Source organism: Deferrisoma sp., assembly GCF_054681715.1.
In genome coordinates this window covers 23231-47498 of sequence record NZ_BAAHFQ010000017.1, presented here as the reverse complement: position 1 = coordinate 47498, position 24268 = coordinate 23231, and the positions used below count along the sequence as shown (strand labels likewise).

The window sequence follows — 24268 nt, the reverse complement described above, 5'->3', positions numbered from 1 at the left end:
CTCCTTGTCCTTCCGGAGGATCGTGAACTCCCGCTCCCGGGTGCGGCCCTCCTTGTCGTAGATCACCATCTCGGCCCGGGCCATGCCGTCGTCCCCGGCGTAGTAGCTGGCCAGGTTGGCCTTGTGCACGATCTCGTCCACGGTGAGGGCCCCGGCAAGGGGGGCAACGAAAAGGGTCAGTGCGGCTGCGATCCAAACGCGCTTCATGGCGAACCTCCTGTCAGTTCGGTCGTCGGTCAACGGTCAACGGTCTTCGGTCGTTCTCAGGCCGCGGCCTTCTGCCCGAGCTCCCGGCGCTCCTTTCGGAACAGGGGGCCCCGGAGCACCTGGATCATGGCGGGCAGGATCACGAGGGTGGCCACGCCCGACACGGCCATGATGGTGGCCAGGAAGAAGCCCACGGTCTTGTAGGGCACCAGAGGCGCGAGAAGGAGCGGCAGGAACCCCACGGCGATCACGATGGCGTTTCGGGTGATGGCCCGGGTCGGGGCCATGGACATGAGGGTCGCCGTCTCGGCCCAGGAGCCGGTCTCGCGGAAGAGTTCCCGGGCCCGCTCGATGTAGTGGATGGCGAAGTCCACGCTCATGCCCAGGGTGAGGCTCGAGAGCACGGCCACCGGCATGTCGTAGTCCTTGCCCACGAGCCCGATGAGCCCGTAGATGAATGCGATCGTGACCGAGAGCGGGATCATCGACAGGAGCCCCCACAGCACCGACCGGAACAGGAACGCCATCATCACGAACACGATGGCGAAGCTCCCCAGGAGGCTCGAGAGCATGCCCTTCACCATCTTGTCCTGCCACACCACGTTGAGATACGTGAGCCCGGCCCAGGCGTGCTGGAGTGCCACGGGCGGCGGATTCTTCTCGAAGTACCGCTCCACCTCCCGGACCACGGCCTCCATGTCCTTGTTGTCCCCGCTCTTGAGCTGGAACCAGAGGTTCGTCTTCCGGAAGTCGGGGGTCACAAAGTGCCAGATGTCCTCCGGGTCGTGGCTCCCCTGGTACGAGAGGATCGTCTGGGCTACGGCGGCCGGCGTGTCGGGAATCCGGAGCGCCTCGGGTTTGCCCTCGAACAGCTCCATGTGGACCTTCTTCACGATGTCGGTGAGCCCGTTCGTCTTGCCCACGATGTGGTGCGTGGCGAGGTGCTTCTGGAAGGCCTCGATCCACCGGAGCACCTCGGGGTTCTTGAACGTGTGAAGGGCGGTGCGCTGGTCCTCGAGCCCTTCGGCGAGCACGTCCAGGGCGTCCAGCACCTCCACCTGGCCTTCCGGAACTTGGTCGTAGAGCCGGTTGAGTTCATCGGCCAGGGCTTCCACCACCCGCACGGGGCTCGGCCGCTCGGCCTTGGCCTCCTCGGCCTCCAGTTCCGCGAGTTTCCGGCGGAGCTTCATCACGGTCTCCCGGACGGCCTCGCTCTCGGCCGCCTCGGTTTCCTCGGCCAGGAACCGGTACACCGGCGCCAGGGAGGCCTTGAGGCTCTCGGCCGTGCCCGGCGCCTCGAGCACCAGGTAGGCCTCGTAGGTGCCGCCGAAGTGGCGGTTCAACACCTCATCGGCCACCCGGATGGGATGGCTTTTCGTAAACCATTTGACCGGGTTGTCGTTGATCTGGATCCGACTGATCCCGTAGGCCGAGATGGCGAGGATCACGCCGGTGAGGCCGAGCCACAGCTTCGCCCGTTGCCGGGTGATCCGGCCGCCCCACACCAGCAATCGAGCCAGCGGCGAGTGCCCCTCGTCCTCCTCCCCGTGGGCCGTGGCCCCGAAGTTCTCGAGCTTGCGCTCCGGGATGAAGAGGAGGATGTAGGCGGGGACCACCGTCACGGTGAACAGCCACGCCATGCCCACCCCGAGGGCCACGAACAGCCCGAACACCTGCACCGGCGGGATCGGCGTGAGCGCGAGGCTCGCGAACCCGGCCGCGGTGGTGAGGCTCGTGTAGAGCATGGGCATGAAGAGTTCGTCCATCACCACGTAAAGGGTTTGCTTGCGGTCCTTGTAGAGTTGGTACCGGTCGAAAAACACCGAGAGGATGTGCACCGAGTCCACGACCGAGATCGGCATGAGGAAGATCGGGATCATGGAGCTCATGATGTGCACGGTGTGTCCGGTGCTGATCAGCGCCCCCATGGTGAAGATCACCGTCAGCATGGCGACCACCATGGGCGAGACCACGAGCACGAGCTTCCGGAAGAAGAAGAGCATCAGGAGAAACACGATCAGGCCGGCGAGCGGCGCGGAGATGGCCATCTGCTTGAACATCTCCACCCCGAAGGTGTCCTCGGCCACCGGCAGGCCCGTGAAATGATACTCCTCAGCACCGGGGGGTTCGGCCGCGATGAGCTCTTGGATCTCCTCGCTCACCCGGTGGGCGATGCTCTTCTTCTCGATCGGCACGTAGATCGCGAGCGCCTTGCCGTCCTCGCTCACCAGGGTGCCGTAGAGGAGCGGGTTCGCCATGGCCCGGTCCCGGATGTGGAGCGCCTCGTCCCGGTCCTTCGGGGGCCGCTCCATGAGGTATTTGAACCGCACCGACCCCAACCCGGCCTGCAGGATGTCGTCCACCGTGCTCGGGGCCATGAGGTCGGAGGTGACCACCCCGTCGATCCGCTTGATCCCCTCGGTGATCCGGTAGACCTTGCCCAGGGTTTCGGGGTTGAACACCCCGTCGGGATCCTCCTCGTTCACCACCCCCAGCACGATCATGTCCGACAGGGCGAACTCGCGCTTCACCTGGTTGTGGAACACCCGGACCCATTCCTGCTCGCTCAGCATGTTCTCGGGGTCGGTGTCCACGCGGATCGTGTGGACCCGCACCAGGGCGGTGGCGGTCACGAGCACCGAGAGGAACACGACCCATTTCGGGTGGTTCACGGCGAACTGGGTGATCTTGCGGCCCATGGAAGCTCCTCCTCCAACGAAGTCGATGTGCCGGTTCGGGTTGTGCGCCCGGTTGGATGCAGGCCCGGCCGAAAGGATACAGGGCGGGAAACATACGTCGGATTCCGGGAATTGCAACCGGGCCTAAAGTTCCCGGGGGCCCGTGCCGAACCGAGACGAGATCGGCGAGGAGCGGGGGAGGGGGAGGACGGCGCATGGAGGCGGGACGCGTGGCGAAGATCCTGTGGTCGACGGCGGAGGCGGGGCCCGGTGGGTTCCCGGGGGGGGCGTACCGGGTGGAGGTGGAACCGGACCCCCTGCTTGTGATCGAGCGGGTCGAGGCGGCCCGGGCGGCCGACGACCCCTACGCCGTGTGCTTCGCGGCCTGGGGCCTGGGCCGGTGGGGCCGGGAGGAGGTGGCCGACCTGTTCCGCGCCGCGCCGGACCTCTTCCTGGTGCTCGAGGGGCCGGCCGAGGACCTCCCGGGCCTCGACGACCTGGGGGCCTGGGCCCGGCCCGACCACTGCCTGACGCTTCCGCTTCCCGCCCCGCCGGCGCTCCGGCGCTCCCTGGCCGAGCACCTGGCGGCCCGGTGGGTCCAGGAGGAGGCCGACCGCAGGCGGGTGGCCCTCCTGGAAACCGAGGCCCGCCGCGACCGGGCCCGGCGCCGGAGCCACGAGCAGCGGCTCCAGGTGCTCTACGGCATCGTGGAGAAGCTCCACGGCTCCGAGAGCCTCGAGGAGGCCCTCCACGTGGCCCTCGGGGAGATGAGCCGGTTTTTGGGAGCCACCACCGGGTCGCTGCTGCTCCTCGAGGGGGACGACCGGCTGCGGGTGGTCGAGGCCGTGGGGCCGAGCCGCCAGAAGATCCGGGGCATCGAGGTGCCGCTGGCGGAAAGCCGGGTGGCCCGCCACGCCCTGGCCGAGGGAAAGCCCATCCTGGTCGAGGACATCCGGGACAACGACCGGTTCCACGACGCGGCGGACGGTGTGCGGTACCGCCCCCGCTCGTTTCTGAGCGTGCCGCTCTTCGCCGACGGGGTGCCCCTGGGGGTCCTGAACTTCGGGGGTGACGACCCGGTGCGCCGGTTCGGCCCCCACGACGAGCGGCTCGTGGTGACCCTGGGGCGCCAGGTGGCCGTGGCGGTGGAGAAGGCCCAACTCCTGGACGGGCTGCGGCGCACGGTGACCGAGTCGATCCGGGCGCTCGCCGGGGCCATCGAGGCCAAGGATCCCTACACCCGGGGCCACTCCGACCGGGTGACCCACTATACCCGGCTGATCGCGAAGGCCCTGGGCCTCGCGCCCGACGAGGTGGACGTGGTGGTACGGGCCGCGGTGCTCCACGACGTGGGGAAGATCGGGGTGCCGAGCGCCGTCCTGAACAAGCCCGCCCGGCTCGACGAAGACGAGTTCCGGCTGATCCAGCGTCACCCGCTGGTGGGCACGGAGATCGTCCGGGAGATCCGGGCCATGGGGGAGACGCTGTCCATCATCCGGCACCACCACGAACGCGTGGACGGCCGGGGCTACCCCGACGGCCTGGCGGGCGAGGGGATCCCCCTGGGGGCCCGAATCCTGGCCGTGGCCGACACCTTCGACGCCATGACCTCCGACCGGCCCTACCGCAAGGGGCTCCCCAACGAGGTGGCCTATGAGGAGATCGAGCGCTGCTCGGGGATCCAGTTCGACCCCGAGGTGGCCCGGGTGTTCCTTGACCACGCCCCCTCGTGGCCCGACCTGGAGCCCGCCGCGCCCCCTGCCGAGGCAGCGACGGGATAATACCAAGTTGCGTTCAAACAGACACCCATCCCAGGCCGAATCAGGAAACGGCAATCGGGTATAAAAGGGGCTCCGGGCGGGCTCAGCCGGGTCGCCGGAGCACTAGGGCGGCCCACTCCCCCTCGGTTTCCTGCCGGACGGGTTCGAGCCCCTGTGCGCCGTACACCCGCGCTGCCGAAGCGGTCTCGGTGGTGAGGAGGCCCGACAGGATCAGGGTGCCCCCCCCTGGGGCCACCCGGCGGCCGAGTTCCGGGGCGAGGCCCAGGAGCACCTGGTAGAGGATGTTGGCCACCACGAGCGGATAGGCGCCCCGGAGGCTCCGAAGATCCCCGCACACCACCCGCAGCCGTTCCACCACGGCGTTCGCCCGGGCGTTCTCCCGGGTCGCCTCGGCGGCCAGGGGGTCGATGTCCAGGGCCACGGCGCGGCGCGCCCCCAGCAACAGGGCCCCGATCGAGAGGATCCCCGACCCGCAGCCCACGTCCAGCAGGTCGGCCCCGGGCCTCGCCGCCAGTTCCTCGTCCAGGAGCCGAAGGCACAGCCGGGTCGTCTCGTGGGTGCCGGTGCCGAAGGCCCGGCCCGGGTCGAGCCGGATCACCCGCACCGCCCCGAGTTCCGGCGGCCAGGTTTCCCACGAAGGGCACACCCCCAGCCGGGCCGAAACCCGGCTGGGCTTGTAAAAGGCCTTCCAGCGGTCCCGCCACCCCTCCTCGGGCTCGTCGTCCCACCGCCAGCCCACCGGCGCCCCCAGATCCAGGGCGTAGCGCTCGATCCGCGCCTGCACCCGTCCGCGCTCCCCGGCGGGGAACCAGGCGACGAGGGCCTCGCCCTCCTCCGCGGTCCCGGGGGCACCCCAGTCCACGAGGAGGGCGCCGAGGGCCTCCCGCACCTCGGCGGGGGCCGACACGGTCAGCCGCAGCCAGGGGTCCGTCGCGGTCATTTCGGGGCGGTCAGGCATCCGGGAGGCGGTCCAGGACCTCGGCCGCCCGGCGGATGGCGTCGAAGATGAGGGTCGAGCTGATGGTGGCCTGGGTCACGGCGTCCACCGCCTCGTCGAAGGTGAGATCCCGCATGGACCGGCCCACGAGCCGGGCCTCGATCGCCCGGCGGTCGGCCTCGGTCCAGGGCGCGTTACCATACTTGTACACCCGCACCGGGTCCACCCCCCGGATCGTGCCGTTCCGGGTGAAGGCGAAGAAAAAGTCCACCCCGTGGCAGATGGCGCACACGGCCTCGCGGCTCCGGGCCAGGGCGTAAAGATCCAGGGGGCCCCGGGGGCCCACGGCCCGAAAGAGGGGCAAGTCCGCGCCTTCCACCGGCTCTGCCGCCACGTCGGTTCCGGCCACCCGGCTCAGGAACGCGGCGGCCAGGCTTCGAAGTTCCTCGGGGTCCTGAAACGCGGCCAGGGGCGGGGTGGGGTTGGGCACGGGCTCCGGCGGGAGGTCCGGGTGGGTGCCGTCGAGGAAGCTCCGGGCCTCGGCCAGGAGCCATTGGGCGTCGTGGATCCCGAAATGGGAGTCGCCGAACGCCCAGTTGCCGTTGCGGCGGACGCAGAACACGGTGAACGGGGTGCGGCCCGGGCGGCCGAGCTTCGACCACTCGTCGAACCGGGGATCGGCCGAGATGGGAAACGTGAGCCCGCGTTTCTTCCGGAACCGGGGCAGGTACCGCAGTTGATTCCCGGCGCCCACGGCCAAGAGCCGCACCCGGCCCCAGAGGCCCTGGTCCCGTAGGGCGCGGTAAAACCTCTCGACGTGCCGGACCTGGGTCTGGCAGGGCACGCAGCTCTTGTTGAAGAACTCGATCACGAGGAGTTCCCCGCCGATGTCCCCGATCGCGACGGGGCCGGCGCGCCGGTCGAGCCCGAGCGCCTCGTAGTCGCCGGGCTCGAGGAGCGCCTCGAACCGCAGTTCCGGCATGGGGTCGCCGGGCCGCAGGGTCACGTTCTCGGTGAGGGCCCGAGCGGGCGGGGTGGCGGCTAGGAGCACCACTAGGGCGGTCAGGATCACGCGCATGGGACGCCTCCGTGCAAGCGGCACGGGGCCCTGGGGAAGCAAGGCGTGTGCCACGGGCGTCCCTTCCGGAAGGCGGGGAACCGCGCGCTGCCCCGGGGGAGGGGATGGAGACGGGGTGGGGGATATCGCGCAGCGTCACAGCCCGGGGGCGCGCAACCGCTCCCAGGCCCACCGGCCCAGGAGCACGGCCTCGGCGGCGTCGGGTTTGAGGGGCGTGGGCGGTGCCGCGCCGGCCTCCCGGGCGAAGCGTTGGGCCGCGGCCAGGGCGTGGCGCTTGGCCTCGGCGCCGGAGCGGCGCTGGCGGGGCAAGAGCATCTCGGCCCGCCACTGGTCGGCCTGGGTCACGAGCACCCCGAGCCCCCGGCGGCGGGCCTCGGTTTCCCAGAGGTCCCGGAGGGGCCCCCCGCCCTCCAGGACCACCCAGGCGAGATCGGGCAACTCGGCGAGCCAGCCCCGCACGGCCCGACGGAGCCGGGTACGGTCGGGCAGGTGCCGGGTGCGGGCCCAGAGCAGCCGGCCGTCGGCCGTGAACAGGGCGAGGCCCGTGGTGAGCCCCAGATCCACGGCGAGGAGCCAGGAAAGGGGGACTCCCCCCTTCGTTCTCCCGGCGGTGGGGGGAGATTCCCCGTGGGACGATCGAGAGTCGATCGACGAACGGTCAGCCATATTTCGGCCGTCAAACGGGCCCGCCCAGGGAATGGGGCATGCTGGAGCGGCGGACCTCGTTTCTCCAACGGTCAGATACTAACACCAACGGAAGCATTGTCAGATCCCCGTCGTTGCTACGGAAATCGGCGGGTGGGGGGCTGGTGGACAGCCGGGTGCCGCACTCACGCCCGGCCGGAACCAGCCCCCCCACCCGCCGCGGGCAATCCCTCTCAAAATTGCGATCGCGCGGGGCAGAAGCAAATCCCCCGGCCGGTGTGATCGCCTCCCCGCGCCCGGGTTCCAGGGAATCAGGCGGCTTGCTGTTCGACCGGCGGCAGGGGGAGTCGCACGCGGAAGGTGGTTCCCTGCCCCACGGCGCTCTCCACATCAATGGTACCGCCGTGGTTTCGGACGATCCCGTAGGAAACCGAAAGCCCCAGCCCGGTGCCTCCGGACTCTTTTGTGGTGAAGAAGGGGTCAAAAATCCTCGGCAGGTTTTCCTCCGGGATTCCCACACCGGTGTCGTGTATGGCTACCTCCACGAAATCGTTTGCTCGCAGAGCCTCCACGAAAAGGTCCCCAACGCCCTCCATCGCCTGGGCCGCGTTCAAGATCAGATTGAAAAACACCTGCTGCAACTGATTTGCGTCTACCATCACCTCCGGGAGGTCCGGTGCGTACGCTCGTCGGACCCGCACGTTGTGAAAAATGGCCTGTCCTTCAAAAAGCCGCAATGTCTGGTCGAGAAGTTTAGGCAGGGCGCAGGGGCGCTTCTCGGGCACGCTCTCCCTGGAGAAGTCCAGCAATCCCTTGACGATTCGCGCGCACCGGTGGGTTTCGCCCAGGATCTGCTCTAGGTCCTCCCGGATCCCAGGATCCACATGGTCGTTGTCCCGAAGTTCATCCCGGAGGAGGGAGGTCATAACCAAGATCCCCGTCAGGGGATTGTTGATCTCGTGCGCGATTCCGGCGACGAGCTCCCCCAGCGCGGCGAGTTTCTCGGCCCGCACCAGTTGGGATTGCATGTTTCGAATCTCCGCCGTGCGTTCCTTCACCCGTCGTTCCAGTTCTTGCGTCCAGGATTCGATCTGTTCTCTTGCGACCCTGAGTTTCTCGGTCATGTCGTTGAACGCGCGGGCCAGATCTCCGATTTCGTCCTTGGCGCCGGCTGGTATTTTGTGATGGAAATCGAGGTTGGCGACCCGGCGAGTGTGTTCGAGGATCTCGCTGACCCTGCGGCTTACGAGTCGCTGGACGAGCAAGGTGAGGGAACCCGCGAGCGCAAAAAGCATGACAAGGCTCGTTAAGATAAGGCGCTGTGTGTAGGCCGCTGTCTGCGCCAGTACCCTGTCCAATGAGACCACCGTGTCTAAGACGCCCAAAACCCTTTGCCCGTCGGGATGTACGTGACAGTCGGCCGAGGAGCACTGCGGGTTGTTGTAAATTGCCTTTGTGATGCCCATCACTTCGATGCCGTCAGGCCCCTGGAAGACCCGACTTCGGTTCATGGGGGGGGCATCGGCGAGCGGAATTTCGGACGAGTGACACACGTCGCAAGCGGCCGCAGATTTATCCAGGTACGAGCCGATTTCGTCTGCCATGGTGGAAAAGATGATGCGCCCCTCTTTGTCGATCAACCGGATCGTGCGGATTTCTTTGTGGTTTCCAGCCTCTTGGATCAACCGGTATACGCGTTCCCTGTTGTCTTGCAACATATCATAATGAGTTGTGCGAACGATGGTTTCGCTAACGTTGTCTGCGGCTGCAACGGCTTCTTCCATGAGCAGTTGCCGAATGGACCGGACCTTGAGGTAATAGAACGGTATGGTCGTGACAACGATTGCCGCGCTGATACCAATCGTCAGCTTGGAGGTCAGAGTCATCGGGTCGCTTCCGGCGAGGCCGCGTCCGATGCGCGGGCGTCTCGAAGGGAAATCCCCAACTTCCGCATCATGGCGTGGAAGTTGGGTCGGAGGATCCCGGTTTCCCGTGCAGCTTGACTGACGTTCCAGTTGTTCCGCTTCAGGGCTTCGAGAACGAAGGCGCGCTCCACCTCCTCCACGGCGCGTTCCCTCGCCCTTCGCTTCGCCTCCTTCAACTCTTCCACCGACTGGGGCGGGCCGATGTCGCCCGAAGGGGCACTTTTCGGTTCGTTCAATTCCAGGTCTTCCCGGCGGATCCGATCTCCCGGGCACAGCACGACCGCCCGCTCCACCAGGTTTTCGAGTTCCCGAACGTTACCCGGAAACGAGTAGGCAGTTAGGGCGGCAAGGGCGTCCGGATAGAACCCTTGGATTTCTTTCCCCAGCTCCGCCGCGTAGCGCTCCGCGAAGATCTGGGCGAGCAGTTCCACGTCTCCTTCCCGCTCGCGCAGGGGCGGCAAACGGATGGGGATCACGTTCAGACGAAAATAGAGGTCCTCGCGGAACTTCCCCTGCTGGACCAGTTGTTTGAGGTCCTGGTTTGTCGCGGCCACGAGTCGGACGTCGAAGGGGACGGGGGCGGTGGCGCCGATGGGGATGATCTTGCGTTCCTGAAGGGCTCGGAGGAGTTTTGCCTGGACCGTGAGGCTGATGTTCGACACCTCGTCCAGAAACAACGTGCCGCCGTCGGCTACCTTAAGGAGCCCCACCTTGGTGCGGATCGCGCCGGTAAACGAGCCCTTTACGTGTCCGAACAGTTCGCTTTCGAGGAGGGTCTCCACGAGGGCGGTGCAATCCACCGCCACAAAGGGACCCTTCGCCCGGGGACTGGCCTCGTGGATCGCCCGGGCCACCAACTCTTTGCCCGTCCCGCTTTCCCCCGTAATCAAAACGGTCGCGTCCGCGGCGGCCACCTGAACAATCCTCTGATAGACCTCCAGCATGGCGGCGCTGCGCCCCAGGATCGGGCCGTGGCCGAGGGAGTCGGGAGGCAGCGTGGGTGCTGGGGTGTCGGGTTCTGCCTCGGGGGACTCTAGCGCGGCCCGAACCTTTTCCCGGATCGATTCCGGGGTGAAGGGTTTGGCCAGGTAATCGAGCGCTCCCTCTTTCATCGCCTCGACCGCGGTCTCCACCGTGGCGTACCCGGTGATCACAATCACGCGGGCCCGCGGCTGGAGGATGCGGATCGCCTTGAGCACCTCCAAACCGCTCATCCCGGGCATCTTTAGGTCGGTTAGGACCACATCGAAGGGGACCTCCTGCACGCGTTGCAGTGCCTCGGCCCCGGAGGCGGCAACCTCCACCTCGTACGCCGGCCCCCTGAACACTTTGCGAAGGCTTCTCCGAACAATGGGCTCGTCGTCGACGACAAGGATCCGGTACGCCATGGGTCCTCCTCCCCTCTTGAAGCAAAAAAATCGCAACGGAAAGCCCGGCAGCTTGTTCTGTGTTGCACAATCTTGAGCCAATAAAGCGCGCGTCCAAGGGGGTGTCAAGGTTTTCATGTGAATTCTGCGTGAATGAATTGCCGAGAGATAACCTCGGTATTCACGCGGTCCGGGCGAGGCGTTGCGTCCGAACATGTTGGAAACACCAACCTTTCTTGGTTCTCAAACGGACCGGACGGATCGGAGCCGGGTGGGGCGGTGTATACCAAACCTGTACACCCTGGAGGCGCCCGCGTCCGAAAGATTCGGGGGGGTTGGATAAAATAATGAGCCATAACAGCTAATTAAGGAAATATCGGACGCGGCGGACGGATGCTGTGCGAGTTGGCACATACCGTGCACTCTCCGGGGGCGAACGCGGTCGGAAAGCGAAGGCCGGCGAAGGCCGGGAAAAGGAGGGACGCCATGAACACGAAGAGGATGCTTTGGGCGCTGGTTGGAACGGTGGTGGAAGGCGCGTGGGCGGTGGCGTTCGCGGCGGGGGGCGGGGCAGGGGGAGGCGGGGTGAGTTGGTTGACCGTGGCGTTTCTGGCCTTCGGCGGGCTGGTCGTTCTCACCCAGGCACTGCCGGCCGTCCTGATGGTGGCCGGGATGGTCCGCGGGTTAATCGCCGAACCCCGCGAGGAAGCAGGTCCCGCGCGGTGAATCGCCCCCGTTCCCCGGGGGCGGAAAGGAGAGGGACATGCGAGGCGTAATCGTGGCGGACGGCGACCCGGAAGCCCGGGTGCGATTGGTGACCCAGTTGCGGTCCGAAGGCTGTTCGGTGTTCGCGACCGACTCGGCGGCGGAGGCGGTTGCGGCGGTTCTGAGGGGAGAGGGCCCCGTGGTGGTTGTGGGATCCCGGGTGGCGGGCATGAGCGTCGTGGAGTTGTTGGGAATTTTGGAGCGGTGCAAACGCCCCTTACGGGTCATCGTGGCCACCGAGGAGACACGAATACCCGCGCTGCGGCGCATCCGGCAGGAGCGGGTGTTCTACATGCTGGCCAAGCCGTTGGAAGCCGACGACGGGGCGGAGATCCGGCAGGCGGTACGGTGCGCGCTGGCCTCGGTGGACACGGAGACCCGGCGAAGGGGTAACGAGGAACAGGTCGGTATGCTTCTCGACCCTGTCTTGTTGAGGTCCGGCTGAAGAGCCTTGTTTCGGCCTTTGGTGTCGGTGGGGAAGGGACTTCGCGAAGTGTTTTTCAACAGCGGTGCGCCGAGGGCGCACGGAAGGAGGCGACCATGTGGCGGGCGATCCGAACGACGGCGGCAGCGGCTCTTGTTCCGGTGGCTTGGGTGACAACGGCGGTGGCGGCCACGCCCGGGGTCCGCGAGGACCGAAGCGGTCTTCTGGTCTGGGCATTTTTCGGGGTATGCGCCGTGATCGTGGCGGCCCAGCTCATCCCGGCGATCCTCATGCTGATCGGTGCGGCCAAGGGCGTTGCCCAGGGCCTCACGGAAAAGCACCCGGCGACGGAGGAGGAAACGGTCGGACGTTGAGCAAGAGAACAGGCCGGTGGGACCACGGATCTCGCGCCCGCCGGCCTGCCTCGTTCCGGGATCAAGCGGCGTCGCCCCTTGGGGCACGCCCTATGGGGGTGGGAGGAGAAGCCAGAACGAATCTGCGACTCGTTTTCTTGGCGGTTGTTCGAACGCCGAGCGTTTCGGCGAAAGCAAAGGAGAAGGCCATGACAACTCGGCTGGCATCGAAGGGGCGCACGGCTGCGTGGGTTTTCGCCCTGGCGCTGTGCTGGGCGCCCGTGGCGGGCCTCGGGTGGGAGGCGGAAGACTGTGTCGACTGCCACGGGGATCGGACCATCGTGGAGGGTGGGAATCCCCGCCTTTTCGTGAATGTGGAAACCTTTGAACGGACTGCGCATGCGGAGGTGGGCTGTCCTTCGTGTCACGACGGGGTCACGGAAGACCATCCGGACGACGGCATCCGGCCCGGCCGGGTGCAGTGCGGGGAGTGCCACGCCGACGCGGACGGGGAATACCAGACAAGCGTGCACCGGGACCACGCAGCATGCACCGATTGCCACGACCCGCACCGGGTGACGTCGCTTGCGGGGACGCTGGCCATGGAGATGAACGACGCCTGCCGGGAGTGTCACGATCTCGACGGTGTGCTCGGCACCCATTCGCCCTGGTTGGCCCAGGCCGAACTACACCTCGTGCGAGTCCCGTGCATCACCTGCCACACCGGGTCCCGGGCTTACACCATCAGCTTCTATGTGGTCCGGAGGGGGCGGGTTTCCTTGGAACCCGGGGAATGGAGGCGGCTGGTGGAGGCGCCTGAGGTCGCGTTGGTAACGGGAATCCCCGGGCCGAGTCAGGCCGTTGACCGGGACGGAGACGGTGTTGTTTCGGTCCTTGAACTCGTGGAGTTCAACCGCCGGTGCCGGAAGGCCGGGTTGGCGTTGTGGGCCATGCTCACTCCGGAACGGGCGAGTCACCGGTTCGATATCCTCGACGATCGGTGGGACTGTACGTTCTGCCACGTTAAGGGGCGGGACGCGGCCCAGAAGAGCGCTCTGGTTCTGCCCGAGAGAGGCGGCTTCGTTCGGCTGCCGATCGAGCCCGGTGCCATCCTCGAGGCGATTTACGGGAGCCCGGATTTCCACATGGCCGGGGTGACCCGATCGCCGGTTCTCACCCGGCTGGGCCTTTTTATCGTTGCGGCGGGGGGCGCGTTCGTGCTGGCCCACGGGTCGCTTCGTCTCGTTACCCGCGGCCGCCGCAAAAGGGAGGAGGGCTGATCATGAACTCCAAGCATCGCGTGTACCTGACCCCCGCGCCCGTTCGGGTGTGGCACTGGCTGAACGCCTTTGGAATCCTCGTGCTGTGCGTTACCGGGGCCGAGATCCGGTTTCCCGACATTGTTAGCGTGTTCGGTGACTATCGGGCCGTGGTCCGACTCCACGACGCCGCCGGGGTGGTCGTGGCGCTGTCCTACACCATTTGGTTCGTCTACTACGCCGTGGTCGCCCGCCGGTTGGTGCGGCTGTACGTGCCGACGAAGCGGGAACTCCTGTGGGGGCTGCCGCGGCAGGCGGCGTATTACTTTTATCATTACTTCCGGGGGACTGCCCCCAACCCCCACCGCCCCGGGCCCAACGACAAGTTCAACCCATTGCAAAAATGTGCCTATCTCGTGGTCATGTTCATCCTCACGCCGCTGGTCATTGTGAGCGGCCTTCTGCTCCTGAATGTGGCCCCCCTGCGGGCCTGGGTGACCTCGGTGGGTGGGTTGCGATTCTTGGTGGAGTGCCATTGGCTTTTGGCCTGCATGTTTTTTGCCTTCGTGCTCGTCCATGTGTATCTCGCCACGATGGGGCACACGCCGGTTGCCCATATCGAGGCGATGTGGACCGGCTGGGAGGAGCACCCGGCCCACGACGCTACGGAGGCTGCGTAGCCCGTCGGGGCAACGGGAAAGCGAGGTGATCTCATGGCACGCACGATGTCCTTGCGGGCGTTGATTCCCATTGTGGTTGCCGTGGGGGGGTTGGTCGCGGTGTGCTCCCTGTTGCTGTACTCTGGAATCCGGGCGGATCTGATGAAGGGGTACGTCTTGCACGCGACCGAAACGGCCCAGTTGATCGTCAGGTCCGCGAAGGACGCCATGCTCAAGGACGACCGGGAGTCGCTTCAGAAGATCGTGGCGAACGTCGGGGAGGAGCAAACCGTCGAGCACCTCAAAATCTTCAACAAGAAGGGGGTCATTGTGTTCTCGAATCGGACGTCCGAGGTGGGGGGCATCGTGGACAAGTCCTCGGACGGGTGCGCGATGTGCCACGCCTCGGACGTGCCGCTCGAGCGAGTCGGCCTGATGGAGCAGGCTCGGGAGTATGTGAATCGGCAGGGGGAGCCGGTGCTGGCCATCACCGTTCCCATCTATAACGAACCCGGTTGCTGGAATGGGGCGTGTCACCGCCACCCGCCCGACCAGAACGTGTTGGGCACCCTGGATATTGGTCTTTCCACGGCGGCCCTCCAGGAACAGCTCGGCACCCTGAGGCACCGCCTCATCGGGTTTGCCGTGATGGTCACCGTGTTGTGTGCGGCGGGGGTGGCCGCCCTCCTCCTCCTCACCGTGATCGCTCCAGTGCGACGGTTGGCGAAGCAAGCGCAGGCCGTCCTCCGGTTGCGGGGTCGAGCGGACCTTCCGGGCGGGGAGTTGGAGGTGCTCTCCGAGGCCTTGCGCTTGTTGGAGTCTGGGGGGCAAGGCGGCCGGCCCGGCGGGTAGGGGGGCTCTGGGTTCAGCGGGCCCTTCGGCCCGCCGGGCCGCCCCACCCGCGCCGGGGCATCGGTTCAACGGTGGGAGTGACCGACGGAGCGCCGGGACATGACGAAGGGACGCCGGGGATCAAAGCGGCAAGGGGGAACCCCTCGGGGCCGGCTTCCCGGGCTGGTGGGGAGCGACAGGCCGGAGTGGGGGCTCTGGCCCATGGTTCTCTTTGTCGCTCTGTGTCTATGGGTGAGGCGCGGATGCCCCGGGGTTCCCGACTGGGTGCGCGGGTTGCTCGAGACCCTCGGTCCGCCGCCTCCCGTGGCGTGGATCGACGCGGTGTTCGTGTTGTACGCCTTCTCTGCCATGGTACTGAGTCTGACCCGAATGGCCCGCCCCGACCGACCCGGAACGGGCTTCCAGCACCTCGGGTATCTGGCAGGGTTTTTTCTCTTCTACGGGGCTGCGGGAGCGCTCCGCGACCACTACTGGGCCCTGCTGGTGGGAGGGTTGGTGATTCTCTCGTTGGAGGCCTACCGGCACTGGCTTTTCCTTCTGGAGGGCAACCAGGAGGGGAAACCCTAACGAGGTGCCCACTCCTTCGCAGGTGGGAGGCGCCCTCGCGCGGGCAAAATCGCCCCTCCCGCCCGGCGTACTCGTTCGTGGGTCTTTGTGCCCAGGGCGATTCCGGATTCCCCAGAGGGCCGTGCGCGACCTTCGAACGCTAGGCGGGGATCGCCAGTCCCTCGAACGAGGCCACGGCCACCCGCAACGCCTCGGGTACCCGGCGCACCTGCCGGGTGGGGTAGTGGAAGATCACGAGCGGGGTTTCGCCCTCGGCCGTCAGGGTTCCGGAGCGCTCGATCCGGTACTCCATCCGCAGGCCCGAGCGGCGGAGTTCGGTCACCCGCACCCCGATCTCGAGTTCGTCCCCCAGGAACATCTCGGCCCGGTACCGCACGTGGGCCTCGGGGATGATGAGGGCGCACCCCTCGCCCACGTCCATTTCGGAGAAGGGCCCCAGGTTCGCCAGGTAGGCGATCCGGGCGTCCTGGAAGTAGTAGAGCACCGCCGCGTACGACACGTGGCCGCCGTAGTTGATGTCCTGGATCCGGGGGCGGTAGGAGAGGGTGAAGCGAAAGCCGTCCATCGGTTCTCCGCTAGGATGCTGGGACGCTAGGAGGCTATTAACCCGGCGTCAATACAGGCGCGCAAGGAGATCGCGAGGGCATGGGGCCTGCTTCCGGCCGTGCGTGAGTGCGGCATCCGGCTTACGCTGCATCCGGCACTCAGCCGGATGGATGGAACCATTCGGGAACTCTGGGCGTTTTCGTCAGTCCGCTTGGCCGGAAGAGTCCCAGTCGTTGGCTGAGTGCCGGATGCAGCGACTGTAGGAGCCACGCCCGGCGCTCCAGCAGGCCCCATGCCCCCGGCCGTGGCTATTTAGCCGCCGGAGTAATAGAAGGCTAAAATCCTTTGGGATCCCAGCGCCGATGCCCGTCGCTGTGTGCACAGGTCCTGCTCAAACGGCGACCGGTCCTTAGGGCGGGCGGTCAGCCCGCGTCGCGGCGTGGGCGGCGCTGCCACACCGGGCCTCATCTCCCGCCCGTGTCAAATCCCGCAAAGGCCTAGGGAGGGACGCAGGGGAGAGCGCGTCGCCGCTCTTCGGTCCCCCCGTTCGAGCCCTGCCGGTCAGGCCGGCTGAGGGGCGGGCTGCCTCCGGCCCCGGGCGATCTGGCTCCCCAGCGCCGCGAGAAAGAGGAGATACCCGGCGGCGTCGGTCCAGAGGCTGGGCCAGAAGCACCCCAGGGCCGCGGCGGTGAAGAGCAGGGTTTCGATCCAGGTGGCGCTCCGCAGGAAGTACCGATCCAGGGCCGCCGCGAAAGCCATGAGGCCCACCGTGGTCGCGACCATCGTGGCCACCACCTCGAAGGGCGGGCCGTTCATGAGGAGCGGCCGGTAGGCCATGACAATGGGGATGATGTAGAGCCCCTTGGCGAGCTTCCACGACACGAACGCGGTCTTCATGGGGGGGGCGCCGGCGATCCCGGCGCCGGCGAAGCTCGCGAGGCTCACGGGCGGGGTCACGTTGGCGTCCTGGGAGTACCAGAACACGATCATGTGGGCCACGAGGAGCGGCACCCCCATGTCCACGAGCGCCGGCCCGGCCAGGATCACGAGCACGATGTACGACGCCGTGACCGGAAGCCCCATGCCGAGAACCAGCGAGGCGAGCCCGATCAGGAGGATCGCCAGGATCTCGTGGCCGAAGGAGAGCTCGAGCACGATGCTGCTGAACTTGAGCCCGATTCCGGTGAGCGACACCACTCCCACGATGATGCCGGCCGCGGCGCAGGCCACCGACACCACCACGGCGCCCCGGGCGCCCTTCTCGAGGGCCTCCAGGAGCTTGCGGGGGCCCATGCGGCTCTTGGCCCGGGCGAGGCTCGCGAGCCACACGCTCACCACGGCCAGGAACCCGGCCTTCATGGGCGAGACGTGGGCCAGGAGTGCGGCGACCAGAACGGCCACGGGAATCAAGAAATGGAGGTTTTCAGCGAGCACCTTGCCGGCTCGGGGTAGGTTCTCTTTTGGCTGGCCGTGGAGCCCGGTCTTTTTCGCCTCGAAGTGCACGAACAGCAGCACCGTGAAGTAGTAGAGCACCGCGGGTACGAACGCGATCTTGATGATCTCCAGGTAGCTCGTGTTCGTGAACTCGGCCATGAGGAACGCCCCGGCGCCCATGATCGGGGGCATGAGCTGGCCGCCGGTGCTGGCCGCCGCCTCGATGGCCCCGGCCACGTGGGGCTTGAAGCCGACCCGCTTCATCATGGGGATCGTGAACGCGCCCGTGGCCACCACGTTCCCCACGGCCGACCCCGACACCGATCCCATGAACCCGCTGGCGATCACCGCGGTCTTGGCCGGCCCGCCGCTGAACCGGCCGGTGAGGGCGTAGGCGAGGTCGATGAAGAAGTTCCCTCCGCCGCTCACCTCCAGGAACGCCCCGAACAGCACGAAGATGAACACGAAGGTCGCGGCCACCCCGATGGGGATCCCGAACACCCCCTCGGTGGTGAGCCAAAGCGTGGTGGCCATCCGCTCCACGCTGTAGCCCTTGTGGATGATGAGATCGGGCATGTAGGGGCCGAAGTAGGCGTAGAGCAGGGCAGCGGCGCAGATCCCGGCCATCACGGGCCCGATCACCCGGCGGCAGGCCTCGAGCACCAGGAGCACCCCGATTACCCCGACCCACACGTCCTGGGGTAGCCAATCGCCCTGGCGCTCGAAAATCTCAAGGAGGTTCACGTCGAGATAGAGGATGGAGTACAGCGTGAGCCCAACGAGTCCGAGGTCGAGCACCCACCAGAGGTTGAACCGGTCCTTGCGAACCCGCCGGAAGGGGGGGTAGGTCAGGAACACGAGGCATAGGATCGCCCCGAGGTGTACCGAGCGCTGGACCAGGGCCGTGAGGGCCGTGAGCCCGGCCGTGTACAGCTGAAACAGGCTTAAGGCCACGGCCAGCACGGTCACGACCCGGGCGACGGCGCGGGGGAAGGGGGTGTTCGCCTCCATGGTCACTCGTCCTTTCGTCGGGGATCGGCGGGAGGGGGAAAGACCGCCCGCACCCACCGGGTGAGCCGGTCCACGGGCCGGGCGGTGAACCGCACGGGTTCCCCCGCCGCCCGGGCCGAGAGGTTCACGGCCGTGCCCCTCCATTCGATCGTGTGGTCCACCCCGGGGCTGCCCACCCGGAGCACGAACTCGCCCACCGGGTAGTGCATCCCCTCGATCACCTGGAGCCCTCCGGCGCCGGTCCAGCGGCCCCGGCCCGGCAGGTCCCCCATGCCGGCGCCGATCAGGACGAACCGCTCGTCCTCGACGAAGATCCGGCCCACAGCGTCCACGGAGTGGACCTCCCAGATGGGTTTGCGGTCCACCGAATGGACATAGTGGAGCGTGAACCGCTCCCCGGGGTCAAGGAGGGCCGTCCACAGGGGCGGGCCTCCCCGCACCGGCACGACGGTGAGCTCCACGCCCCCGGGTCCGGCGGCCCAGGTCCCCAGGCCCACAGCAAACAGCCCGGCCAGCGCGCGAAGCGCCGGCCGGGCCCGAATGTCCCTCACGGGGGGCCGGGATCAGGGCCGCAGTTTCGCCGGCACGGTCACGCCCTTCTCCTCGATCGCCCGGATCGCACCCGGGTGGAGGGGGATCGGCGACTTGCCCACGGCGTTCTCGGGGGTGGTGTACTTGGCGAACGGGTGGATCTGCTCGAGGTAGGACCGGTTGTCGAACATCGCCTTCGTGAGCTGGTACACGAGGTCCTCGGGCAGGTCCTTCTGGCAGATGATCACGTTCCACACGCTGATCGTGGGTACGGGCTGGTCCACCCCCCGGTACACCCCGCCTTCCAGATCCCAGGCGGAGTAATAGGAATAGGCCTCCTCGACCTTTTTTTGCTGCTCCGGGGTGAAGCCCACGATCTCGATGTCGTGGGTGGTGGCGAGATCCATGATGGAGCTCGTGCCCGGCGCCACCACCCAGAACCCGGCGTCGATGGTGCCGTCCCGCAGGGCGTTCGCGGTCTCGTTGAACGACAGCCGGAACACGTTGAAGCTCTCGAGAGGCACCCCCAGGGTCGTGAGCACCGCCTCGGCCATGAAGGCGGTGCCGCTCCCGGGCGCGCCGATGCTCACCCGCTTGCCCTTGAAGTCGTTGACGTTCTTGATGCCCGAACCCTTGAGGGTCACGATCTGGAGCACATTGGGGTACATGGCCGCCATGGCCAGGATCTTCTGGGGCTTGCCCTCGAACTTGCCCTTGCCCTGGTACGCCTGGTAGGCCACGTCGCCCATGACCAGGCCGATCACGGTCTCGCCCTTGTGGGCGAGTTTGACGTTCTCGACGCTCGCACCCGTGACCTCGGCCACGGCCTTGACGCCCGGGACGTGCTTGGACCAGATCTCGGCCAGGCCGCCGCCGTAGGGGTAGTACACCCCGCCGGTGCCGCCGGTACCGATGGAGATGAACGTGGTCTTGGCCGCGGCCGGGCCGGCCACGAGGGCGGCGGCGACAAGTGCCAACAGCGCGGTTCGTTTGCGCATGGGAGTCCCTCCTGCTCTCCGAAACGGGGTTAGTCCGCCATGGTCTTGACGAGCACGGTGAGTTCGCCCGGAATCCGGGTGAGCCCCTTGACCGGGTAGGTGAAACTCGCCTCCTCGCCGGGTTTCAGCGCCGGCGGCTTCCCCTTGCGGGGAATCAGGCCGCCCACGGCCTTGCCGTCGTCGAGGAACAGGTTGACCCGGTACCGGTGGGGCGCCTGGGAGACGTTCTTGATCTTCACCTGGAAGTGGAGCGACGGCGTTCCTTTGTAGGGCTTGATCATGCAGGCCAGGTCCTCCAGGCTCGCCTCCGGCGCGATCTGCTTCTCGATCGCTCCGCTGGCGCAGGGGACCGGGCCCTCCTTGACCTGGGTGCCCGCACACCCCGCGGCCAACAGAAGGCCGGTTCCGGCCGCCAAGGCTGCCAGTTTCGTTCCCCATCGTTTCATCGCCATCCTCCTTTCCCCCATCTGGGTGCCGGCAAGGGTTCAACGCCAAAAAACGTTTGTATCTGGGGCGGGCGCGCTCAGGTTGCCATTCGGGGAAGGGCCTGTCAACCCTCGGGTCGGTTGCCGGGAGGGCCTTCCCGGCGGCCACAAGGCGGGTTCTGCTCCCGGCTTCCCTAGGCGGCCCGGGGCAGGATCACGGTGAAGGCGGCGCCGCGGCCCGGGGCCGAGTCGAGCACGATCCGGCCGCCGTGGTCCTCCACGATGGCGTGGGCGATGCTGAGCCCCAGGCCCGTGCCCTCCGATCGGGTGGTGTAGAAGGGGTTCCAGATGCGGTCCCGCTCGGCCGCGGGAACCCCCGGCCCCTCATCCTCCACCCGTACCCACACGGTGGCGCCGTCGTCGCCCCGGCCCGTCGCGATGCGCACGGTGCCGCCCCGCGGGGAGTGCTCGAGGGCGTTCACCACCAGGTTCGTGAGCACCTGCCGGAGCTTGTCAGGGTCGCCCCAGGCGGCCGGGAGGTCCGGGTCGGCCCGGGTTTCCACGGCCACCCGGTTCTTGCGGGCCTGGGGCGCGGCGAGCTCCAGGGTCTCCACCACCAGCCGGTGGAGGTCCACGGCCTCGCGGCCGGCCTCGGCCCGGGGCCGGGCGAAGGTGAGGAGGCTTGCCACGATCTTTTGGATCCGCTCCACCTGCTCGGCGATCGCCTGGGCCTCCTCGGCGATCTCGGGGTCGGCCTCGGCGCGAAGGAGCAGCAATTCGGTGTTGGCCTGGATCGCGGCCAGGGGGTTGTTGATCTCGTGGGCCACCCCGGCGGCCAGGGCCCCGAGGGCGGCCAGCTTGCCCGAGCGCACGAGTTCGTCCTGGGTGTCCCGCAGCCGCCGGAGCGACGCCTCGAGCTCCTCGTTCGTCTCGCGCTGGCGCTCCATGAGGGCGAGGAGTTCCGCCCGGGCCCGGAGGAGGTCCTCGTTTCGGCGCTCGAGCTCGGCGCTTCGCTCCCGGACCTTTCGCTCCAGATCGCGGTTCAGGGTTTCGATCTCCCGGTCCCGTTCCCTGAGGGCCTGGATCATGGCCCGGAACTCCCGGGCGAGTTCGGCCAGCTCGTCGTCGCCGCGAACGGGGATCTCGGCCTCGAGCCGGCCCCCGGCCACGTCGCGGGCCGCCCGGGCGAGCAGGCGCACGGGCTTTACCACCGAGCCGGCGAGCGCCGCGGCCACGAGGAGCACGGGCACGAGCCCGACGCCGTGGAGCGCCGCCACCCCTGCCAGGGTTTTCCAAAGGAGCGTCCGGTAGGGACCCTCGGGGAGCCCCACGTAGAGGATGCCCACCGGCTCGCCCGCCGCCGAGCGCAGGGGCGCGTAGGCCGAAAGGTACCACCGGTCCACCACGAAGGCCCGGTCGATCCACGGCTCCCCTCGGCCGAGCACCTGCCGGGCCACCTCGGCGCTGGCCCGGGTGCCCACGGCCCGGCCTCCCCCTGGGGCCGGCACGTTGGTGGCCACCCGGACGTCCCGCAGGAAGAGGGTGGCCGTGCCCGGGCTCGCCTCGCCGAACACCACCCGGCGGATCCGGTCCACGAGCCCGGGGTCGGCGCTCAGGACGTCCAGGGCGTACACGCACCCCCGGATCCGTCCCCGCTCGTCGGACACCGGCGCCGCGGCCACCGCCACCAGGGCCTCGTCGAGGCTCGAGGGCCCGCCGGGCGCGGCCCGGGGGGTGGAAACCACCTCCAGGCGGGCGGCCCGGGCCAGGTCGGGTGCTTCCCGTTCGAGGAGGGACAGCGGCACCGCCTCGGTGCTCACCGTGGCCTCCCCCAAAAGGGCCCGGCGCACGGAGGGCAGGGCGGTGACCGGGTCGCCCGTGCGGCTCGGGTTCCGGGCCCGGGCGAGCGCCAGGCCCCCGGGGCCGGCCGCCGACAGCACGTCCTCCCCCAGCCGGACCCTGGCCGCCTGGAGTTCGGCGGTGAGGTTCGGGGCGTCCCCCGCCACCAGGGCCCGGCGGACCCCGGGCAGGCCGGCCGCGAACCGTACCCCGTCGAGGAGCCGCTCGAGGCGGGCGTCGTAGATCTCCCGGGCGGCCCGGAGGTGGCCGGCCATCTGCGCCTGGACCTGGCTCACCAGCACCCCCCGCACCACCCACGCGGCCACCCCGGCCGAGATCACGAGCGACAGGAGCCCCAGGGCCCCGAAGGCCAGGACGACCCGGCGGTGGAACCCCCGGCGCGGGATCATGCCGGACCCTCCCCGGGGGCGAGCCCGTACTCCCGGATCTTGCGGTCGAGGGTCTTGCGGCTGATCCCCAGGATCCGGGCCGCCGCCGATTTGCCCCACCGGGTGCGGCGCAGCACCTCGGCGATGTAGGCCGCCTCCACCTCCCGCAGGGTCAGATTCCGGCCGGGCCACCGGATCTCGCCCTCGGCCGTCGGCCCGGCCGCCTCCCCCAGCGCCAGGAGGTCGGGGCCGATCCACTCCCCGGGGCACAGGATCACGGCCCGCTCCACCACGTTCTTGAGTTCCCGAACGTTTCCGGGCCAGGGGTAGGCCCGGCAGGCCTCGAGGGCGGCGGCCGAAAGCCCCCGCACGGCCCGGCCGGTCTTTCGGTTTGCCTCCTCCACGAAGGCCTGGACCAGGGCCGGCAGGTCCTCGAGCCGCTCCCGCAGGGGCGGCACCCGCACCGTGAACACGTGAAGGCGGTAGTAAAGGTCCTCCCGGAACCGCCCGGCCCGCACGTCGGCCGCCAGGTCCCGGTTCGTGGCCGCCACGATGCGCACGTCCACCCGGCGGGGCCGGGTGGCCCCCACCGGAAGGCACTCCCCCTCCTGGAGCACCCGCAGGAGCTTGGCCTGGAGCCCGGGGCTCACGTCGCCCACCTCATCGAGGAACAGGGTGCCGCCGTCGGCCTCCTCGAAGAGCCCCCTTCGGTCCTCTTCGGCGCCGGTGAACGCGCCGCGCACGTGCCCGAAAAGTTGGCTGTCGAGGAGCGATTCCGCCAGGGCGGCGCAGTTCACGGTGAGGAACGGGGCGTCCCGGCGGCGGCTCCACTCGTGGACCAGGGCGGCGAGCCGCTCCTTGCCGGCCCCGGTCTCCCCGGTGATGAGCACGGTGGCGTCGGTGGGCGCGGCCCGGCGCACCATGTCGAGCACCGCGGCAAACGCCGGGCTCTGGGTGGCGATGGTCCCGGACTTGCGGGTCTGGCGCAACTGGCGGCGGAGCCGCTCGTTTTCATCGAGGAGCCGCCGGCGCTCCAGCGCCCGCTCCACCGAGGCCAGGAGCTTCTCCCTGGGGAACGGCTTCATCAGGAAGTCCACGGCCCCCCGCCGCATGGCCTCCACCGCGGTCTGTACCGAGCCGTAGGCCGTGAGCACCAGGCAGGGAAGATCGGGCCGTGCCTGCCGGAACTCCTCCAGGAGTTCCAGGCCGTCGCCGTCCGGGAGCCGAAGGTCCAGAAGCGCGAGATCCAGGGCCTCCGGGTCGGCGTGGAAAGCCCGCCGGGCCGCCTCGGCCGTGGCAGCGGTCTCCACCTCGTAGCCCGCCAGGGCCAGGGACCGGGCCAGGGTGCGGGCGAGCACCCGGTCGTCGTCCACCAGCAGAAGTCGGTTGGGTTCCATGGGCACCTCCGGTCTGGAAGGGTACCCGATCGCCCCAAAATGGGTCAAAAGGAAACAAGCAGGGTCGTATTGACCCGGTTGGTCCGGCAGTTCAGAGGAGCTTGTGCGCACAAGAGCTTGTATCTACCTCGGTTTGACGGCTGGCACGGGCCTTGCTCGGGGAGACGGCGTGCGGCGGGGGCCGGTTAACGTGGGGCGCGA

The 24268-nt window shown here is 68.1% G+C and carries 21 protein-coding genes and 1 pseudogene; 8 read left to right on the top strand and 14 right to left on the bottom strand.

Translation table 11 applies throughout. The annotated features are described in order from the left end of the window. Together ACY0I8_RS04695 and ACY0I8_RS04690 are read right to left on the bottom strand one after the other, a co-directional pair. Positions 1-207 (bottom strand): annotated as a pseudogene (locus tag ACY0I8_RS04695) (outer membrane lipoprotein-sorting protein); the annotation flags it as partial. A gap of 56 nt (positions 208-263) precedes the next feature. Continuing rightward, complete coding sequence (locus tag ACY0I8_RS04690; RefSeq protein ID WP_461393800.1) at positions 264-2906, bottom strand: efflux RND transporter permease subunit; 2643 nt, start codon at positions 2904-2906, stop codon at positions 264-266. Positions 2907-3100: 194 nt separating this feature from the next. Here ACY0I8_RS04690 and ACY0I8_RS04685 point away from each other — a divergent pair, with 194 nt between their 5' ends. Then, a complete protein-coding gene (locus ACY0I8_RS04685; RefSeq protein WP_461393799.1) occupies positions 3101-4666 on the top strand; it encodes an HD-GYP domain-containing protein in 1566 nt (521 codons plus the stop codon). A gap of 82 nt (positions 4667-4748) precedes the next feature. Here ACY0I8_RS04685 and prmA read toward each other — a convergent pair whose 3' ends face one another. The 5 genes from prmA to ACY0I8_RS04660 form a co-directional block, all read right to left on the bottom strand. Beyond that, a complete protein-coding gene (gene prmA, locus ACY0I8_RS04680; protein WP_461393798.1) occupies positions 4749-5624 on the bottom strand; it encodes a 50S ribosomal protein L11 methyltransferase in 876 nt (291 codons plus the stop codon). Continuing rightward, positions 5617-6681: a hypothetical protein gene (locus tag ACY0I8_RS04675; RefSeq protein ID WP_461393797.1), complete on the bottom strand. Its 1065-nt coding sequence runs from the start codon at positions 6679-6681 to the stop codon at positions 5617-5619. The genes prmA and ACY0I8_RS04675 overlap by 8 nt, the downstream gene beginning before the upstream one ends. Positions 6682-6816: 135 nt before the next feature. Continuing rightward, positions 6817-7347, bottom strand: a complete 531-nt coding sequence (locus ACY0I8_RS04670; RefSeq protein ID WP_461393796.1) for a hypothetical protein — start codon at positions 7345-7347, stop codon at positions 6817-6819. A 290-nt stretch (positions 7348-7637) separates the two neighbouring features. Further along, complete coding sequence (locus ACY0I8_RS04665; RefSeq protein WP_461393795.1) at positions 7638-9212, bottom strand: sensor histidine kinase; 1575 nt, start codon at positions 9210-9212, stop codon at positions 7638-7640. After that, positions 9209-10639 (bottom strand): sigma-54-dependent transcriptional regulator, encoded by a 1431-nt coding sequence (locus tag ACY0I8_RS04660; protein ID WP_461393801.1) that lies wholly within the window; start codon positions 10637-10639, stop codon positions 9209-9211. The genes ACY0I8_RS04665 and ACY0I8_RS04660 overlap by 4 nt, the downstream gene beginning before the upstream one ends. 465 nt (positions 10640-11104) lie before the next feature. Here ACY0I8_RS04660 and ACY0I8_RS04655 point away from each other — a divergent pair, with 465 nt between their 5' ends. From ACY0I8_RS04655 to ACY0I8_RS04625, 7 genes are all read left to right on the top strand, one after another. Then, on the top strand, positions 11105-11344 hold the full coding sequence (locus ACY0I8_RS04655) for a hypothetical protein (protein ID WP_461393794.1): 240 nt from the start codon (positions 11105-11107) through the stop codon (positions 11342-11344). A 37-nt stretch (positions 11345-11381) separates the two neighbouring features. Next, entirely contained in the window at positions 11382-11828 is a 447-nt protein-coding gene (locus ACY0I8_RS04650; RefSeq protein WP_459942356.1) for a DNA-binding transcriptional response regulator, read from the top strand. Positions 11829-11923: 95 nt separating this feature from the next. Next, positions 11924-12181 (top strand): hypothetical protein, encoded by a 258-nt coding sequence (locus tag ACY0I8_RS04645; protein WP_461393793.1) that lies wholly within the window; start codon positions 11924-11926, stop codon positions 12179-12181. A 188-nt stretch (positions 12182-12369) separates the two neighbouring features. Further along, the gene (locus ACY0I8_RS04640) at positions 12370-13440 is read left to right on the top strand and encodes a cytochrome c3 family protein (protein WP_461393792.1); all 1071 of its coding nucleotides are present in this window, start codon (positions 12370-12372) and stop codon (positions 13438-13440) included. Positions 13441-13442: 2 nt separating this feature from the next. Then, on the top strand, positions 13443-14099 hold the full coding sequence (locus ACY0I8_RS04635) for a cytochrome b/b6 domain-containing protein (protein ID WP_461393791.1): 657 nt from the start codon (positions 13443-13445) through the stop codon (positions 14097-14099). A 33-nt stretch (positions 14100-14132) separates the two neighbouring features. Next, positions 14133-14930 carry a HAMP domain-containing protein gene (locus tag ACY0I8_RS04630; RefSeq protein WP_461393790.1) on the top strand — a complete coding sequence of 266 codons (798 nt, stop codon included), beginning with the start codon at positions 14133-14135 and terminating at the stop codon, positions 14928-14930. A 99-nt stretch (positions 14931-15029) separates the two neighbouring features. Further along, the gene (locus ACY0I8_RS04625) at positions 15030-15497 is read left to right on the top strand and encodes a hypothetical protein (RefSeq protein ID WP_461393789.1); all 468 of its coding nucleotides are present in this window, start codon (positions 15030-15032) and stop codon (positions 15495-15497) included. Positions 15498-15636: 139 nt separating this feature from the next. Here ACY0I8_RS04625 and ACY0I8_RS04620 read toward each other — a convergent pair whose 3' ends face one another. The 7 genes from ACY0I8_RS04620 to ACY0I8_RS04590 form a co-directional block, all read right to left on the bottom strand. Next, positions 15637-16062, bottom strand: a complete 426-nt coding sequence (locus tag ACY0I8_RS04620; protein WP_461393788.1) for an acyl-CoA thioesterase — start codon at positions 16060-16062, stop codon at positions 15637-15639. A 542-nt stretch (positions 16063-16604) separates the two neighbouring features. Continuing rightward, positions 16605-18488: a TRAP transporter permease gene (locus tag ACY0I8_RS04615; RefSeq protein WP_461393787.1), complete on the bottom strand. Its 1884-nt coding sequence runs from the start codon at positions 18486-18488 to the stop codon at positions 16605-16607. Positions 18489-18490: 2 nt separating this feature from the next. Then, entirely contained in the window at positions 18491-19039 is a 549-nt protein-coding gene (locus ACY0I8_RS04610) for a DUF1850 domain-containing protein (protein WP_461393786.1), read from the bottom strand. Between the two features lie 12 nt (positions 19040-19051). Continuing rightward, positions 19052-20017, bottom strand: a complete 966-nt coding sequence (locus ACY0I8_RS04605; protein ID WP_461393785.1) for a TAXI family TRAP transporter solute-binding subunit — start codon at positions 20015-20017, stop codon at positions 19052-19054. Between the two features lie 29 nt (positions 20018-20046). Beyond that, positions 20047-20463 carry a hypothetical protein gene (locus tag ACY0I8_RS04600; protein WP_461393784.1) on the bottom strand — a complete coding sequence of 139 codons (417 nt, stop codon included), beginning with the start codon at positions 20461-20463 and terminating at the stop codon, positions 20047-20049. A gap of 173 nt (positions 20464-20636) precedes the next feature. Further along, positions 20637-22691 carry a cache domain-containing protein gene (locus ACY0I8_RS04595; RefSeq protein ID WP_461393783.1) on the bottom strand — a complete coding sequence of 685 codons (2055 nt, stop codon included), beginning with the start codon at positions 22689-22691 and terminating at the stop codon, positions 20637-20639. Further along, positions 22688-24067: a sigma-54-dependent transcriptional regulator gene (locus tag ACY0I8_RS04590; protein WP_461393782.1), complete on the bottom strand. Its 1380-nt coding sequence runs from the start codon at positions 24065-24067 to the stop codon at positions 22688-22690. The genes ACY0I8_RS04595 and ACY0I8_RS04590 overlap by 4 nt, the downstream gene beginning before the upstream one ends. Positions 24068-24268: the final 201 nt, after the last annotated feature.

Coding starts and splice junctions, on each gene's coding strand:
- ACY0I8_RS04690 (WP_461393800.1), bottom strand. CDS start 2,906: ATGGGCCGCAAGATCACCCAGTTCGCCGTGAACCACCCGAAATGGGTC.
- ACY0I8_RS04685 (WP_461393799.1), top strand. CDS start 3,101: ATGGAGGCGGGACGCGTGGCGAAGATCCTGTGGTCGACGGCGGAGGCG.
- prmA (WP_461393798.1), bottom strand. CDS start 5,624: ATGCCTGACCGCCCCGAAATGACCGCGACGGACCCCTGGCTGCGGCTG.
- ACY0I8_RS04675 (WP_461393797.1), bottom strand. CDS start 6,681: ATGCGCGTGATCCTGACCGCCCTAGTGGTGCTCCTAGCCGCCACCCCG.
- ACY0I8_RS04670 (WP_461393796.1), bottom strand. CDS start 7,347: ATGGCTGACCGTTCGTCGATCGACTCTCGATCGTCCCACGGGGAATCT.
- ACY0I8_RS04665 (WP_461393795.1), bottom strand. CDS start 9,212: ATGACTCTGACCTCCAAGCTGACGATTGGTATCAGCGCGGCAATCGTT.
- ACY0I8_RS04660 (WP_461393801.1), bottom strand. CDS start 10,639: ATGGCGTACCGGATCCTTGTCGTCGACGACGAGCCCATTGTTCGGAGA.
- ACY0I8_RS04655 (WP_461393794.1), top strand. CDS start 11,105: ATGAACACGAAGAGGATGCTTTGGGCGCTGGTTGGAACGGTGGTGGAA.
- ACY0I8_RS04650 (WP_459942356.1), top strand. CDS start 11,382: ATGCGAGGCGTAATCGTGGCGGACGGCGACCCGGAAGCCCGGGTGCGA.
- ACY0I8_RS04645 (WP_461393793.1), top strand. CDS start 11,924: ATGTGGCGGGCGATCCGAACGACGGCGGCAGCGGCTCTTGTTCCGGTG.
- ACY0I8_RS04640 (WP_461393792.1), top strand. CDS start 12,370: ATGACAACTCGGCTGGCATCGAAGGGGCGCACGGCTGCGTGGGTTTTC.
- ACY0I8_RS04635 (WP_461393791.1), top strand. CDS start 13,443: ATGAACTCCAAGCATCGCGTGTACCTGACCCCCGCGCCCGTTCGGGTG.
- ACY0I8_RS04630 (WP_461393790.1), top strand. CDS start 14,133: ATGGCACGCACGATGTCCTTGCGGGCGTTGATTCCCATTGTGGTTGCC.
- ACY0I8_RS04625 (WP_461393789.1), top strand. CDS start 15,030: ATGACGAAGGGACGCCGGGGATCAAAGCGGCAAGGGGGAACCCCTCGG.
- ACY0I8_RS04620 (WP_461393788.1), bottom strand. CDS start 16,062: ATGGACGGCTTTCGCTTCACCCTCTCCTACCGCCCCCGGATCCAGGAC.
- ACY0I8_RS04615 (WP_461393787.1), bottom strand. CDS start 18,488: ATGGAGGCGAACACCCCCTTCCCCCGCGCCGTCGCCCGGGTCGTGACC.
- ACY0I8_RS04605 (WP_461393785.1), bottom strand. CDS start 20,017: ATGCGCAAACGAACCGCGCTGTTGGCACTTGTCGCCGCCGCCCTCGTG.
- ACY0I8_RS04600 (WP_461393784.1), bottom strand. CDS start 20,463: ATGAAACGATGGGGAACGAAACTGGCAGCCTTGGCGGCCGGAACCGGC.
- ACY0I8_RS04595 (WP_461393783.1), bottom strand. CDS start 22,691: ATGATCCCGCGCCGGGGGTTCCACCGCCGGGTCGTCCTGGCCTTCGGG.
- ACY0I8_RS04590 (WP_461393782.1), bottom strand. CDS start 24,067: ATGGAACCCAACCGACTTCTGCTGGTGGACGACGACCGGGTGCTCGCC.